Source organism: Phreatobacter sp. (assembly GCF_051860605.1).
Classification (GTDB): Bacteria; Pseudomonadota; Alphaproteobacteria; order Rhizobiales; family Phreatobacteraceae; genus Phreatobacter.
Genome location: NZ_JBHYDR010000002.1, coordinates 284394 through 298592 on the forward strand (window position 1 = coordinate 284394; position 14199 = coordinate 298592).

General features: G+C 68.6%; 12 protein-coding genes and 1 riboswitch. Of the genes, 7 read left to right on the forward strand and 5 right to left on the reverse strand.

Annotated features, from left to right (window positions below; all coding sequences use genetic code 11):
- Nucleotides 1-94 precede the first annotated feature (94 nt).
- From ACTIFS_RS04205 to ACTIFS_RS04220, 4 genes are all read left to right on the forward strand, one after another.
- Nucleotides 95-1777 (forward strand): thiamine pyrophosphate-binding protein, encoded by a 1683-nt coding sequence (locus tag ACTIFS_RS04205; RefSeq protein ID WP_439572787.1) that lies wholly within the window; start codon nucleotides 95-97, stop codon nucleotides 1775-1777.
- A gap of 3 nt (nucleotides 1778-1780) precedes the next feature.
- Complete coding sequence (gene argE, locus ACTIFS_RS04210) at nucleotides 1781-2941, forward strand: acetylornithine deacetylase (RefSeq protein WP_439572788.1); 1161 nt, start codon at nucleotides 1781-1783, stop codon at nucleotides 2939-2941.
- Nucleotides 2942-3173: 232 nt separating this feature from the next.
- The gene (obgE, locus tag ACTIFS_RS04215) at nucleotides 3174-4232 is read left to right on the forward strand and encodes a GTPase ObgE (RefSeq protein ID WP_439572789.1); all 1059 of its coding nucleotides are present in this window, start codon (nucleotides 3174-3176) and stop codon (nucleotides 4230-4232) included.
- Nucleotides 4233-4623: 391 nt separating this feature from the next.
- On the forward strand, nucleotides 4624-5691 hold the full coding sequence (locus tag ACTIFS_RS04220) for an NAD(P)H-dependent flavin oxidoreductase (protein WP_439572790.1): 1068 nt from the start codon (nucleotides 4624-4626) through the stop codon (nucleotides 5689-5691).
- Between the two features lie 7 nt (nucleotides 5692-5698).
- Here the strand turns inward: ACTIFS_RS04220 and dnaJ are convergent, their stop codons facing one another.
- A complete protein-coding gene (gene dnaJ / locus ACTIFS_RS04225) occupies nucleotides 5699-6832 on the reverse strand; it encodes a molecular chaperone DnaJ (RefSeq protein ID WP_439572791.1) in 1134 nt (377 codons plus the stop codon).
- Nucleotides 6833-6914: 82 nt separating this feature from the next.
- Entirely contained in the window at nucleotides 6915-8813 is a 1899-nt protein-coding gene (gene dnaK, locus ACTIFS_RS04230; RefSeq protein ID WP_439572792.1) for a molecular chaperone DnaK, read from the reverse strand.
- A gap of 354 nt (nucleotides 8814-9167) precedes the next feature.
- Here dnaK and ACTIFS_RS04235 point away from each other — a divergent pair, with 354 nt between their 5' ends.
- Both ACTIFS_RS04235 and ACTIFS_RS04240 read left to right on the forward strand, forming a co-directional pair.
- Nucleotides 9168-10064 carry a hypothetical protein gene (locus tag ACTIFS_RS04235; protein WP_439572793.1) on the forward strand — a complete coding sequence of 299 codons (897 nt, stop codon included), beginning with the start codon at nucleotides 9168-9170 and terminating at the stop codon, nucleotides 10062-10064.
- Nucleotides 10061-10684 carry an alpha-ketoglutarate-dependent dioxygenase AlkB family protein gene (locus tag ACTIFS_RS04240; RefSeq protein ID WP_439572794.1) on the forward strand — a complete coding sequence of 208 codons (624 nt, stop codon included), beginning with the start codon at nucleotides 10061-10063 and terminating at the stop codon, nucleotides 10682-10684. The genes ACTIFS_RS04235 and ACTIFS_RS04240 overlap by 4 nt, the downstream gene beginning before the upstream one ends.
- Before the next feature lie 9 nt (nucleotides 10685-10693).
- Here ACTIFS_RS04240 and ACTIFS_RS04245 read toward each other — a convergent pair whose 3' ends face one another.
- The 3 genes from ACTIFS_RS04245 to ACTIFS_RS04255 form a co-directional block, all read right to left on the reverse strand.
- A complete protein-coding gene (locus ACTIFS_RS04245; protein ID WP_439572795.1) occupies nucleotides 10694-11071 on the reverse strand; it encodes a VOC family protein in 378 nt (125 codons plus the stop codon).
- 112 nt (nucleotides 11072-11183) lie between these two features.
- On the reverse strand, nucleotides 11184-12266 hold the full coding sequence (gene hrcA / locus ACTIFS_RS04250) for a heat-inducible transcriptional repressor HrcA (RefSeq protein ID WP_439572796.1): 1083 nt from the start codon (nucleotides 12264-12266) through the stop codon (nucleotides 11184-11186).
- A gap of 110 nt (nucleotides 12267-12376) precedes the next feature.
- Nucleotides 12377-13558: a DNA recombination protein RmuC gene (locus ACTIFS_RS04255; RefSeq protein WP_439572797.1), complete on the reverse strand. Its 1182-nt coding sequence runs from the start codon at nucleotides 13556-13558 to the stop codon at nucleotides 12377-12379.
- 122 nt (nucleotides 13559-13680) lie between these two features.
- A riboswitch (TPP riboswitch) is annotated at nucleotides 13681-13802 on the forward strand.
- On the opposite strand from ACTIFS_RS04255, the gene ACTIFS_RS04260 reads away from it, so the two are divergent.
- Entirely contained in the window at nucleotides 13796-14197 is a 402-nt protein-coding gene (locus ACTIFS_RS04260; RefSeq protein ID WP_439572798.1) for a hypothetical protein, read from the forward strand. Its footprint overlaps the riboswitch before it by 7 nt.
- Nucleotides 14198-14199 lie beyond the last annotated feature (2 nt).

Below are 14199 nucleotides of genomic sequence, written 5' to 3' on the forward strand. Positions count from 1 at the left end.
CAGCCGCTTCCTCACTTCCGCGCGCACCGCTAAGGTCTCACCCGGACAGCGCCGCGACGTTAACGCGGCCGGCAACGACCCTTGAGGACATCCCATGCGCCCGGACATCGTCACCCGCACCGGCGGCCAGATTCTCGTCGACCAGTTGGTCGCACAAGGCTCCGACCATGTCTTCTGCGTGCCGGGCGAGAGCTATCTGGCCGTGCTCGACGCGCTGCACGACGCAAGGTGCAACGTCACCATCTGCCGGCAGGAGGGTGGCGCCGCCATGATGGCGGAGGCCCACGGCAAGCTCACCGGCCGCCCGGGCATCTGCATGGTCACCCGCGGACCTGGCGCCACGAATGCCTCGCCCGGCCTGCACATCGCCCAGCAGGATTCGACGCCGATGATCCTGTTCGTCGGCCAGATCGACCGCTCCATGCGCGGCCGCGACGCCTTCCAGGAGATGGACTACGTGCAGTTCTTCGGCGGCATGTGCAAATGGGTCGCCGAGATCGACGAGGCCGCGCGCATCCCGGAAATGGTTGCCCGCGCCTATGCTACCGCCATGCAGGGCCGGCCCGGCCCGGTCGTGCTGGTGCTGCCCGAGGACATGCTTACCGAGAGCGCCGACGTTCCCGATGCGCCGCGCATCGAGGCGGCCGAGACCTGGCCCGGCCTCACCGACATGGCCAAGTTCCAGAAGCTGCTCTGGGCGGCCAAAAAGCCGGTCCTGATCCTTGGCGGCTCGCGCTGGTCGGAGAAGGCGGTGGGCTCGGTCACCCGCTTCGCCGAGCGCTTCGACCTGCCCGTCGTCTGCCAGTTCCGCCGGCAGATGCTGTTCGACCACACGCACGCCAATTATGCCGGCGATCTCGGCCTCGGCGGCAATCCGGACATGCTGAAGCTGATCCGCGAGGCCGACCTTGTCATCGCGCTCGGCGGGCGGCTCTCCGAGATCGCCTCGCAGAGCTACACGCTGTTCGATATCCCCAAGCCCCAGATGACCTTCGTCCACGTCCATCCGGGCGCTGAGGAGATCGGCCGCGTCTATCAGGCGGACCTTGCCATCCAGGCGAGCCCCACCGCCTTCTGTGCCTCGCTGGAGGCCGTGCAGCCGCCGCAGACAATCGCCTGGGCGGGCACCGCCACGGCCGCTCACGAGAGCTATCTGGCCTGGACCGGCAATCCCGCTCGCCTGCCCGGCGAGTTCCAGTATGGCGAGGTCATGGCCTGGCTGCGCGACCAGCTGCCGGACGATGCCATCGTCTGCAACGGCGCCGGCAACTATGCCACATGGGTCCACCGCTTTGTCCGGTTCCGCAGGTTCGGCTCGCAACTTGCCCCCACCTCCGGCTCCATGGGCTATGGCACGCCGGCGGCGGTCGGCGCCAAGCGCGTGTTCCCCGAGAAGACCGTCATCGCCTTCGCCGGCGACGGCTGCTTCATGATGAACGGGCAGGAATTCGCCACCGCCTGCCAGTATGACCTCGGCATCATCGTGGTGGTGGTCGACAACGGCATGTACGGCACCATCCGCATGCACCAGGAGCGCGACTATCCCACGCGCGTGTCAGCCACCACGCTGAAGAACCCGGATTTCGCAGCCCTTGCCCGCGCCTATGGTGGCCATGGCGAGACGGTGCGCACCACTGCCGAGTTCGCCCCGGCCTTCGAGCGGGCCAGGGCCTCCGGCAAGCCGGCGATCATCCACTGCTTCCTCGACCAGCAGGCGATCACGCCCACCACCACCATCGACGCCATCCGGGCCAAGGCCATGGCGGGCAAGGCCTGAACCATGACGAAGCTCTCGACCGTCGACATCCTCGGCAAACTCGTCGCCTTCGACACCACCAGCCGCAATTCCAACCTGCCGCTGATCGACTGGGTGGAGGACTACCTTTCAGGCTTCGGCCTGACCGGCGAGCGCGTCTATGACGAGACCGGCACCAAGGCGAACCTCTGGGTCACCATCGGCCCGAAGGACGTGCCCGGCTACGTGCTGTCCGGCCATGTCGACGTCGTGCCCGTGGACGGCCAGGACTGGTCGACCGATCCCTTCTCGCTCGTCGAGAAGGACGGGCGCTATTTCGGCCGCGGCACCTGCGACATGAAGGGCTTCGTCGCCTCCTCGCTCGCGGCCGTGCCGGACATGCTGGCGGCGCCCCTGAAGAAGCCCATCCACTTCGCCATCTCCTATGACGAGGAGGTCGGCTGCCGCGGCGTGCGCACGCTGCTCGCCGTGCTGAAGGAGCGGCCGATGAAGCCCGAGGCCTGTTTCGTCGGCGAGCCGACCAACATGCAGGTGGTCATCGCCCACAAGACCGGCAGGCCCATGCGCGTGGTGGTGCGCGGCCACGAGGTGCATTCCTCTCTCAGGCCCACCGGCGTCAGCGCCATCGAGGAGGCGGCGAAGCTGATCGTGAAGATCAACGAGATCGGCCAGCGCATGGCCCGCCGCACCGATCTCGACCCGCTGTTCTCCGTGCCCTTCTCGACCACCTCGGTCGGCGTCATCCGCGGCGGCACCGTGCGCAACATCGTTGCCGGCGAATGCGTGGTGGATTTCGACCTGCGCTGCGTTCCCGGCGACGATCCGCTCGCCATCGTCGCTGAGATCGAGGCCTATGCGCGCGAGGTCCTCGAGCCGCCGATGAAGGCCATCGCGCCCGGGGCCGGCTTCACCTTCGAGGAACTGGCGCTCGTGCCCGGCCTCGACACGGCGCCCGAGGCCCCCGTCACCGTGCTCGCCAAGAGGCTTGCCGACCGCAACGACCATGCCAAGGTCGCCTATGGCACCGAGGGGGGCCTGTTCCAGGAGATCGGCATTCCGACCGTCATCGTCGGCCCCGGCTCCATCGAACAGGCGCACAAGCCCGACGAATATGTCGAGGCAGCAGAGCTTGCGAAGGCCGATGCCTTCGTCCAGCGCCTGATCGGCCACGCTGCTGGGGGCTGAGCCGTCCGGCCAATTGATCAGAATCAAGGCGCGGCCGCGCACCGCCCGGCATGGTGGTCCCAGTTCTATCGGGCTCCATCCATTCGGGGGAACGGTGGTGCCTGAGAAACCGGGCGGTCGCAGCAATGCGGCCGCCCGGCGCCGTTTCGGGCATTGTCTGCGGGCTTTCCTTGTTCCCGCCGCGCTTTTCGGGTTAGAGACCCGTCCGCCCTTCCGGCGGAGAGCGGAACCGATGAAATTCCTCGATCAGGCCAGGGTCTATGTGAAGTCCGGCGCGGGCGGCGCCGGCTGCGTGTCGTTCCATCGCGCCAAGTTCATCGAGTTCGGCGGTCCCGATGGCGGTGACGGCGGCCGTGGCGGCGATGTCGTGGTCGAATGTGTCGCCGGCCTCAACACGCTGATCGACTACCGCTACCAGCAGCATTTCAAGGCCAAGACCGGCGTCCATGGCATGGGGCGCAACCGCACCGGCGCGCGCGGGGCCGATGTGGTGCTGAAGGTTCCGGCCGGCACGCAGATCTTCGCCGAGGACGGCGAGACGCTGCTGGCGGACCTCACCGAGGAGGGGCAGCGCGTGGTGCTGCTGGAAGGCGGCAATGGCGGCTTCGGCAACGCCCATTTCAAGAGTTCGACCAACCAGTCGCCCCGGCGGGCCAATCCCGGCCAGGTGGCGAAGGAGGCGTGGATCATCCTGCGCCTGAAGCTGATCGCCGATGCCGGCCTGGTCGGCATGCCCAATGCGGGCAAGTCCACCTTCCTCGCCGCCACCACCGCGGCCAAGCCCAAGATCGCCGACTATCCCTTCACCACGCTGCATCCCGGCCTCGGCGTCGTGCGCGTGCGCGGGCGCGAATTCGTGCTCGCCGACATTCCCGGCCTCATCGCCGGCGCGCATGAGGGGCACGGCCTCGGCGACCGCTTCCTCGGTCATGTCGAGCGCTGCCGCGTGCTGCTGCACCTCGTCGATGGCACCTGCGACCATGCCGGCAAGGCCTACAAGCTGGTGCGCGAGGAGCTCAGCGCCTATGGCCATGGCCTTGCAGAAAAACCGGAGGTCGTGGCGCTGACCAAGGTCGATGCGCTCGATCCCGAGACGCGCAAGGAGCAGTTGGCCCGGCTGAAGCGGGCGGCGAAGAAGGCGCCGATCGTGCTCTCGGCCGCCTCCGGCGAGGGTGTGGAAACGGCGCTTGGCGCTTTGCTCGCCTATATCGACGATGCCCGCGCCGCCGAGCAGACGCCCGAGCCGGAAGAGGTGACACCCGGGCCGGCGGAGACGACCTGGCGGCCGTGAGCCGACAGGAGCGGTCGGGACGAGGGTCTGACGGCTTCCGGCAGGGCGAACCGCACCTGCGAAGCGAACCTACCTGCGAAGTGAACCTACCTGCGAAGTGAACCCACCCTCACCCTCCCCGCGCTGGCGCGCGGAGAGGGAGACTGTGGCGTGGCGCGCTTCCTGCTACGACTGCGCCTGGCACGACCGCATCGGCACAGACAAGGCGCGGTAGTCCCCTCTCCGCGCGCCAGCGCGGGGAGGGTGAGGGTGGGGCATGGCAGCGGCGCCGCCGCCAGGTTCGTGCCGCGCTCCCCCGACCCCCAAGGCGGCGGAAGGCTGCCGTGCCGAAGGCAGGGCTTTCCCCCGGCGCCATCGCGGCTAGTCTTCCCCCTCATCACGGGAGACCCCGATGACCCGCGACCGCCGCATCGAACAGCTTCTCGGCCTCGACATCCCGATCATCCAGGCGCCCATGGCGGGCGCGCAAGGCTCCGCCATGGCGATTTCGGTGTCGGAGGCCGGCGGCCTCGGCTCGCTGCCGGCAGCGCTGCTCTCCGCAGAACAGCTGCGCACCGAGATCGGCATCGTCCGCCAGCGCACGGCGCGGCCGCTGAATGTCAATTTCTTCTGCCACGTGCCCCCCGACCCCGACGCTGCCCGCGAGGCCGGCTGGCGCCGCCGCCTTCAAGGCTACTACGCAGAGTTCGGCATCGATCCGGCCGCCTCGATCCCGGCGTCCAGCCGGGCGCCCTTCGACTCGGCGTTCTGCGATCTGGTGGAAGCCTTCCGTCCGGAGGTCGTCAGCTTCCATTTCGGCCTGCCGGCCGAGGCCCTGCTCGCCCGCGTCAAGGCGACGGGGGCGAAGGTCCTGTCCTCCGCGACGACGGTTGCCGAGGCACGCTGGCTGGAGAGCCGCGGCGTCGACGCCGTCATCGCGCAGGGGTCCGAGGCCGGCGGCCATCGCGGCATTTTCCTTACCGATGCCATCGGCAGCCAGCCGGGCCTGTTCGCCCTTTTGCCGCAGGTGGTCGATGCTGTGACGGTGCCAGTCATTGCGGCCGGCGGCATCGCCGATGCCCGCGGCATCCGTGCGGCCTTCGCGCTCGGCGCCTCGGCGGTGCAGATCGGCACGGCCTATCTGTTCACGCCGGAGGCGACCATCACGCCGATGCACCGGGCGGCGCTGGCCGAGGCCCGCGACGACGGCACGGCGCTGACCAACCTGTTCACCGGCCGCCCGGCGCGCGGCCTGATGAACCGCCTCATGCGCGAGGTCGGCCCGATGGCACCGGACGCGCCCGCCTTCCCGACCGCAGGCGGCGCGCTGGCGCCCCTCAAGGCGCGCGCGGAAGCCGGCGGCAGTGCCGATTTCTCCTCGCTCTGGGCGGGGCAGGCGGCAGCGCTCGGGCGACCGATGGGGGCGGGGGATCTGACGGCGCGTCTGTGGGCGGAGGCCGGGGCGCCGGCAGGCGGGTGAGGCGACCTCACCCGTCCTTGCCCAGCCCCTCCCAGAAGGCCTTGGCCTTGGCGAAGAAGCCGGCGGTCTCAGGCTGGGTCGCGCCTGAGCTCTCCTTGTCGAACTCGGCCAGCAGCTCCTTCTGCCGCTTGGTGAGTGCGCGCGGGGTCTCGACGTCCACTTGAACATAAAGATCGCCGACGGCCTTGGACCGCAGCACGGGCATGCCCTTGCCGGACAGGCGGAAGCGCTTGCCGGACTGCGTCGCCTCGGGGACCTTCACCTGCGCACGTCCGCCGTCGATGGTCGGCACCTCGAAGGAGCCGCCGAGCGCCGCCGTCACCATCGACACCGGCGCGCGGCAGTAGAGGTCCTGGCCGTCGCGCTGGAAGAAGGGGTGCTGCTGGATCGACAGGAAGATGTAGAGATCGCCAGGAGGCCCGCCTCGGAACCCGGCCTCGCCCTCGTTGGCAAGGCGGATGCGCGTGCCGTCCTCGACGCCGGCCGGAATGCTCACGGACAGCACCCGCTCCCGGGTGATGCGCCCGGAGCCCGAGCAATTGCCACAAGGGTCGTCGATCACCTGGCCGCGGCCCTGGCAGGTCGGACAGGTGCGCTCGACCGAGAAAAAGCCTTGCGAGGCGCGCACCCGGCCCTGGCCTCCGCAGGTGCCGCAGGTCTTCGGCTTGGAGCCCGGCTTGGCGCCGGTGCCGGAACAGACTTCGCAGGAGACCGTGGTCGGGATGCGCAACTGGGCGGCCTTGCCGTTGAAGGCCTCTTCCAGCGTGATGTCCATGTTGTAGCGCAGATCCGCGCCGCGTTCGCGCCCGCCTGGGCCGCGCCGCCGGCCGCCCATGCCGAACAGTTCCTCGAAGATGTCGGACATTGAGGAGGCGAAATCGCCGCCGAAGCCGTGGGGACCGGCACCGCCGCCATTCTCGAAGGCCTGGTGGCCGAAGCGGTCGTAAGCGGCGCGCTTCTGCCCGTCCGACAGCACCTGATAGGCCTCGTTCAGCTCCTTGAACTGGGCCTCTGCCTCCGCATTGTCGGGATTCCGGTCGGGGTGATACTGCATCGCCTTCTTGCGGAAGGCGGATTTCAACGCCGCTTCGTCGGCGTCGCGGCCGACACCCAGGGTTTCGTAATAGTCGCGCTTGGACATCGACCGCGCTTTCGCCCCTCGTCAAGCGAAGACCCCCGGATCGCAGAAATCCGGGGGCCCGATGAAAAAGACCCGCCGGGTCTTACGCGCTCTTCTTCTTGTCGTCCTTCACTTCCGTGAAGTCGGCATCGACGACGTCGTCCTTCTTCGGCTCGGCGCCGTCGGTGCCACCGACATCCTGCTGGGCCGCATACATGGCCTCGCCGAGCTTCATGGAGGCCTGCGCCAGCGCGTTGGTCTTCTCCTTCAGCGCCTCGGCATCCTCGCCCTTGAGCGCTTCCTTGACCGCGGCGAGGGCATCCTCGATGGCCTTGCGCTCGGGCTCGCCCACCTTGGCGCCATGCTCGGCCAGCGCCTTCTCGGTGGAGTGGACGAGACCGTCGGCCTGGTTGCGCGCCTCGGCGAATTCGCGCCGCTGCTTGTCCTCGGCCGCATGCGCCTCGGCATCCTTCACCATCTTCTCGATGTCGGAGTCCGACAGGCCGCCCGAGGCCTGGATGCGGATCTGCTGCTCCTTGCCGGTGCCCTTGTCCTTGGCCTGGACGTTGACGATGCCGTTGGCGTCGATGTCGAAGGTCACCTCGATCTGCGGCACGCCGCGCGGCGCCGGCGGAATGCCGACGAGATCGAACTGGCCGAGCATCTTGTTGTCGGCCGCCATTTCGCGCTCGCCCTGGAAGACCCGGATCGTCACCGCGTTCTGGCTGTCGTCGGCGGTGGAGAAGACCTGGCTCTTCTTGGTCGGGATCGTCGTGTTGCGGTCGATCAGGCGGGTGAAGACCCCGCCCAGCGTCTCGATGCCCAGCGACAGCGGGGTCACGTCGAGCAGCAGCACGTCCTTGACGTCGCCCTGCAGCACGCCGGCCTGGATGGCGGCGCCGATGGCGACCACCTCATCCGGGTTGACGCCCTTGTGGGGCTCCTTGCCGAAGAACTGCTTCACCACGTCCTGCACCTTCGGCATGCGGGTCATGCCGCCGACGAGGACCACCTCGTCAATCTGGCCCGCCGAGATGCCGGCATCCTTGAGCGCCTTCTTGCAGGGCTCCATCGTGCGCTGGATCAGGTCGTCGACCAGCGCCTCGAACTTGGCGCGGGTGAGCTTCAGCTGCAGGTGCTTCGGACCCGAGGCATCGGCCGTGATGAAGGGCAGGTTGATCTCGGTCTGCGTCGAGGACGACAGCTCGATCTTGGCCTTCTCCGCGGACTCCTTCAGGCGCTGCAAGGCGAGCTTGTCCTTGCGCAGGTCGATGCCCTGCTCCTTCTGGAACTCGGCCGCCAGATAGTCGACGAGCCGCATGTCGAAGTCCTCGCCGCCGAGGAACGTGTCGCCATTGGTCGACTTCACCTCGAACACGCCGTCGCCGATCTCCAGGATCGACACGTCGAACGTGCCGCCGCCGAGGTCATAGACCGCGATCGTGCCGGTGGTCTTCTTGTCGAGGCCATAGGCGAGAGCGGCCGCCGTCGGCTCGTTGATGATGCGCAGGACCTCAAGGCCGGCGATCTTGCCGGCATCCTTGGTGGCCTGGCGCTGGGCGTCGTTGAAATAGGCCGGAACCGTGATGACCGCCTGGTCAACGGTCTGGCCGAGATAGGCCTCCGCGGTCTCCTTCATCTTCTGCAGGATGAAGGCCGAGATCTGCGAGGGCGAATAGGTCTTGCCCTCAGCTTCCACCCAGGCATCGCCATTGCCGGCGCGGGCGATCTTGTAGGGGACCAGCTGCTGGTCCTTCTTCACGGTCGGATCGTCGAAGCGGCGGCCGATGAGGCGCTTCACCGCGAAGATCGTCCGCTCGGGATTGGTCACTGCCTGGCGCTTGGCCGGCTGGCCGACCAGCCGTTCCTCGTCGGTGAACGCGACGATGGAGGGCGTCGTGTTGGCGCCTTCCGAATTGATGATGACTTTGGGCGTGGTGCCTTCCATGACAGCCACGCAGGAATTGGTCGTGCCGAGGTCGATGCCGATGACCTTGCCCATGGTCTTCTCCTTTTCAAGCGGGTCGGCCGGGCCCGAAGCACCCGTGACGCGCGCTGTCCTGCCGGATTGCGTTCCCGGCCGGATCCGCTTGCGCCGACCCCTTCGTCAGTCGGGGTTCCAGATGGCGAGACGGCTGCACATCAGCCATCGCACCGGTTGGGCCGGATATAGGAGGGGCGGCAAGTCGCCGCAAGCGGGACCGTCACATGCCCGTGAGGCTTTTCAGCGCGTCGGGGGTGCGTCGTTCCGGCAACATGACCTGCTCGAAGCGTGCGGTCCGCCAGCAGCGAGGATGACCGGCCGCCCGGCGCAGTCTATGTCTCCTGTCTGGTTTCATCCGGAGCTCCCATCGGAATGCCCTTGCGCCGCACGGCCCTGGTTCCTGTCCTTGCCTTCGCCGCGCTGTTTGCGGCGGCTGAGGCGCGCGCCCAGCTCCAGCTTCCTGGCGCCGTCGCGCCGACGCCGCGCGGGGGCACGGCGCCATCCGGTCCGCCGCGCGCGCCGGCCGGTCCGGACGGCAGCAGCCCGCGCGTGCCCAGCAGCGTCACCGCCTCGCCGCTCAGGCGCTGGGACGAGACGCTGCCCGGCCGCACCCTGCGCTTTCTCGGCCAGCAGGGCTCCCTGGTCATCACCCGCCAGGGTCAGGGCTACACCATCGCCGTCACCGGCGTCGGCCGGCGCGACAATGACCTTCGCAATGTCTGCACGCCCGATCTCAATGGCGGACAGACGGTGGCGCTCCGCCCGCTCGGCCGGCCGGACGGCCTTGCCCGGTTCGAGGCGACCTTCTCCGGCTGCACGCTGGTGATGGACCTGCTCTCCGACGTCGCCTTCGTCTCGGCGCCCGGTGGCGCCTGCCGGTTCGATGACGGCTGCGTCGTCGATCCCAGCGGATTGTGGGGACCGAACGATCGCGAGATTCCGGCCGATCGCGAGATCGAGCGTGCCCGCGGCGTCGCCGACCGGCGGCTGAACGATGCCCGCCGCATCCTGCAGACCCGGCTCAGGACGTCGCCGGAGGGTCGGGTCTTCCTGCAGCAGCAGGCGGCCTTCCCCGCCAATCGAGAGCGCGTGTGCCGCAATTACGGAACGTCCAATATCGGTCCGGTCTTCTGCCAGCTGAAATATACCGAGGCGCGGGCCGAGACCCTTGCCCATCAGGTCGGCGGCCAGCCGGCGGCCGAACAGCCGCGCCGACCGCACCGGCCCGCGCCGCCTCCCGCCGCGCCGCCTCCCGCCGCGCAGCGATGACCGCCATCGAGGTGCTGCCCGGCTGCGTCCTGCATCCGGGCTGGTTCCCGCCGGCCGATCAGACCGCGCTCGTGGATGACCTCCGTCGGGTCCTTGCCGAAGCCCCGCTGTTCCAGCCGGTCATGCCGCGCACCGGCAAGCCCTTTTCCGTCCGGATGAGCAATTGCGGCGCACTTGGATGGGTCTCCGATCGCGCCGGCTACCGCTACCAGCCCGGCCATCCCGCGACCGGCCAGCCCTGGCCGCCCATGCCGGACCGGCTGCTTGCGCTGTGGGATGCCGTGGCCGGCTATCCGCAGCCGCCCGAGGCCTGCCTGATCAACTGGTATGGTCCGGGCGCGAAGATGGGGATGCACCAGGACCGCGACGAGGAGGCGTTCGACGCTCCCGTCGTCTCGGTCTCGCTTGGCGACACGGCGGTGTTTCGCATCGGGGGGACGAGCCGGGGCGGGCCGACAAGGTCGGTCCGGCTCGCATCGGGCGACGTCATCGTCTTCGGCGGGCCGGCGCGGCTCGCCCATCACGGCATCGATCGGCTCGTGCCGGGCACGAGCACGCTTCTGAAGGACGGCGGCCGGATCAACCTGACCCTGAGACGGGTGACGAAACCGGCCGCCTGAGCCCCTGCCTCAGGCCTGCGGCGTGACCGGCGTCATGAGGCCGATGACGGCGCCAGCCGGGTCCTCGATGATCGCGATGCGGCCGACATTGGGAATGTCCATCGCCTCCTGCAGGATGTTGCCGCCGCCGCTGCGCACCGCATGCAGGCACTGGTCGACGCTGTCGACGGAGGTGTAGGACAGCCAGCCGGGCTGCGACTGGTCGTCGTCGGGCGCGATCGGCATGATGCCGGCCACGGCGGTTCCGTCGCGCGCCTTGGCGATCCAGTACTCGCCCTCCTCCATGGGGAACGGCTCGAAGGTCCAGCCCAGTGCCTGGCCATAGAAGGACTTGGCCTTGGCCAGATCATTGGTCATCAGTTCGTTCCAATTGAACCGTCCGTGCATGGAGGTCTCCCTAAGCGGCCTTGAAGGGCGGGGAGCCTCCTCCCTCTGTCCCCCGGCGCGCCGACCATGCTCTGTTTGCCGTCCGGCGACAATGAGGCGCTTTGCCGAAGCCTCAGCCGATCAGGCGGGAAATGACCCGGGCCGTGTAGTCGACCATCGGCACGATGCGGGCATAGTTGAGCCGGGTCGGCCCGATGACGCCGAGCACGCCGACGATGCGGCTCTGGCCGTCGCGATAGGGCGCCACCACCATGGAGGAGCCGGACAGCGAGAACAGCTTGTTCTCGGCACCGATGAAGATGCGCACGCCGTCGGCGGTCTCGGCCCGGCCGAGCAGATCGACCACCTCGCGCTTGGATTCCAGGTCGTCGAACAGCAGCCGGATGCGCTCCAGGTCCTCGAGGGCCTTCAGATCGCCGAGCAGGTTGGCCTGGCCGCGCACGATCAGCTTGCGGTCGGCCGGCTCGCCCCCCGACCAGGAGGCAAGACCCGCCTCGACGAGGCGCTGGGTCAGTCCGTCCAGTTCGGCGCGGGCCGAATCGAAGCTTTTCTGCAACTCGGCCTTCGCCTCCGCCAGCGTGCGGCCGCGCACATGGGCATTGAGGAAGTTGGACGCCTCAACCAGCGCCGAAGGCGGCAGCCCTGCCGGGATCGGCACGATGCGGTTCTCGACCTGCCCGTCCTCGGAGACCAGCACAACCAGCGCCCGCTCGGGCTCGATGCGCACGAACTCGATATGTTTCAGCCGGACATTGGACTTGGAGGTGAGCACCACGCCCGCCCCGCGCGACAGGCCCGAGAGAAGCTGGGAGGCATCGGCCAGCACGTTCTCCAGCGGACGGTCCTGCGAGGAGGCGGCAACCTGCGCCTCGATCTGCCGGCGCTCGTCCTCGGCGAGATCGCCGAACTGCATCAGGGCATCGACGAAGAAGCGCAGGCCCGTATCCGTCGGCAGGCGCCCCGCCGAGACATGGGGCGCATAGATCAGCCCGGCCTCCTCCAGATCCTGCATGACATTGCGCACCGAGGCCGGCGACAGCGTCATCGGCAACAGGCGTGACAGGTGGCGCGAGCCCACCGGCTCGCCGGTGGCCAGATAGGTCTCGACGATCTGGCGGAAGATTTCGCGCGAGCGCTCATCGAGCAGCGCCAGCGACGACAGGCTCGGGGTGGGACGCAGGACTTCGGCTGACAAGGCGGTTCTCCACTGCCGAATGTGGTCGGTCGCGCAGGGGAGATCAAGCGGTCGCAGGCGCTCCTGAATTGCGCGGCGGGTGATTCGGGGTGACGAGCCCGCACCCGCCGCTACTCTGCCGCCATCGACCCCTTCAGCGGCAGCTTGGCAAGCGGCGCCGCCGGCGGGCCCTCGTCGAACTCCAGCGCCTCGATCCGGCCGCTGCGCTTGCCGATCTTCTCGGCGGAGGTGAGAATCTGGCCGATATCGTCTTGCGCCTGGCCGAAATGCTTCTGCAGGTTCAGCACCCGGTCGGTCAGGCGGTTGACGTCGTCGAGCAGCAGCGAAACCTCCTTCTGGATGACCCGCGCCTCCTCGCGCATCCGCTCGTCCTTCAGGAGGCCCTGCACCACCTGAACCGCCAGCATCAGGAGGGAGGGCGAGACGAGCAGGACCCGGGCGCGGAAGGCGCGCTGCATCACGTCGTCGAAGAACTCGTTCAGATCGGCATAGATGCCCTCGGAGGGCACGAACATCAGCGCCATGTCCTGGGTCTCGCCGGGGACGAGGTACTTGTCGGCGATATCCTTGATATGGACCGTGACATCCTGTCTCAGCCGCTGGGCGGCGATGCGCCGGGCCTCATCGCCCTTGGCCTCGCGCCAGAGCGTGACGGCTTCCAGCGGGAACTTGGCGTCCACCACCAGCCCGCGCGGGTCGCCGGCCAGCCGGATGACCGCATCGGGCCGCTTGCCGGTGGAGAGCGTGGGCTGCAACTCGTAGCCGTTGCGCGGCAGCCCGTCCTGCAGGATCGCCTCCATGCGGCCCTGGCCGAAGGCGCCGCGCGCCTGCTTGTTGGCGAGCACGTCCTTCAGCGTCACCACCTGGCCGGCAAGGTCGGACAGGTTCTTCTGCGCGCTGTCGATGACCGCCAGCCGCTCGTTCAGCTTGCCGAGATTCTCCACCGTCGTCTTGGTCTGGCCCTCCAGCGACTGGCCGATGCGCGTCGACATGCCGTCGAGCCGTTCGGCCAGCGCGCGCGCCATGTCGGACTGGCGCGACCCCAGCCCCTCGGCCATGGCCTGCATCCGGCCGGTGAGCTCGGCCTGGATGCGCGTCATCTCGCCCATGCGCTCCTCGATCTCCTGGGCGTGGATCACCGCCCGCTCGGCCTCCAGCGCGCGCGCCGCTGCTTGCCGCCGCAGGCCGACGAACAGGACGAGTAGCAGGACGAGGGCAAGGCCGAGCAGCGCGAGGACGGTCTCGCCAGCGGTGACCGGCCGGCCGGAAATAACGAGAAGCACATCGGACATGGGACGAGCCTAGCCGATTCGCGCCCCGTTTTCGAACGAAGCGGGAACAGCAGAGCCCGCCCTCCGCGCGGTCCAGCCCTGCCGGCCACGCCTTGACTTCGCCGGCCAAGGGTCCAGATTGAACCTTGTCCAAGGGGGGCCCCGACGAGGGGGCTGAGAGGCTGCACCGTCCGCTATGGGCCCCGCAGCGACCCTTGAACCTGATCCGGGTCATGCCGGCGGAGGGATGGGACGCAAATGCTCACTTCGGTCTATCTGGCCAGGCTTATCGGCCCCGTCATGCTGGCGGTCGGCATCGGGCTGGCGGTCAATCCCGGCGCCTTCCGCACGCTTGCCCGCCAGTTTCTCGACAGCACGGCGCTGATCTTCCTGTCCGGCCTGATCACCATGACCGCCGGCGTCGCCATCCTTCTGGCGCACCGCGTGATCGCGCCCGACTGGCGGACCCTCATCACCCTCATCGGCCTCGCCATGACCGTTGCCGGTGCCGTCCGCATCGTCTTCCCCGATCGCATGGCCCGCCTCGGCCACGACCTGATCGCCCGCGACGGGCTGCTCGGGATCACCGCCGCCATCTGGCTGGTCATCGGCGCCATTCTCACCATTGCCGGCTACTGGCCGCAGACCCCAACACCATAAGA

Excerpts from the sequence above, each read along its gene's own strand:
- ACTIFS_RS04205 (WP_439572787.1), top strand. The coding sequence starts at position 95 with ATGCGCCCGGACATCGTCACCCGCACCGGCGGCCAGATTCTCGTCGAC.
- ACTIFS_RS04260 (WP_439572798.1), top strand. The coding sequence starts at position 13,796 with ATGCTCACTTCGGTCTATCTGGCCAGGCTTATCGGCCCCGTCATGCTG.
- dnaK (WP_439572792.1), bottom strand. The coding sequence starts at position 8,813 with ATGGGCAAGGTCATCGGCATCGACCTCGGCACGACCAATTCCTGCGTG.
- dnaJ (WP_439572791.1), bottom strand. The coding sequence starts at position 6,832 with ATGTCCAAGCGCGACTATTACGAAACCCTGGGTGTCGGCCGCGACGCC.
- ACTIFS_RS04220 (WP_439572790.1), top strand. The coding sequence starts at position 4,624 with ATGACCCGCGACCGCCGCATCGAACAGCTTCTCGGCCTCGACATCCCG.
- ACTIFS_RS04235 (WP_439572793.1), top strand. The coding sequence starts at position 9,168 with ATGCCCTTGCGCCGCACGGCCCTGGTTCCTGTCCTTGCCTTCGCCGCG.
- argE (WP_439572788.1), top strand. The coding sequence starts at position 1,781 with ATGACGAAGCTCTCGACCGTCGACATCCTCGGCAAACTCGTCGCCTTC.
- obgE (WP_439572789.1), top strand. The coding sequence starts at position 3,174 with ATGAAATTCCTCGATCAGGCCAGGGTCTATGTGAAGTCCGGCGCGGGC.
- ACTIFS_RS04245 (WP_439572795.1), bottom strand. The coding sequence starts at position 11,071 with ATGCACGGACGGTTCAATTGGAACGAACTGATGACCAATGATCTGGCC.
- ACTIFS_RS04240 (WP_439572794.1), top strand. The coding sequence starts at position 10,061 with ATGACCGCCATCGAGGTGCTGCCCGGCTGCGTCCTGCATCCGGGCTGG.
- ACTIFS_RS04255 (WP_439572797.1), bottom strand. The coding sequence starts at position 13,558 with ATGTCCGATGTGCTTCTCGTTATTTCCGGCCGGCCGGTCACCGCTGGC.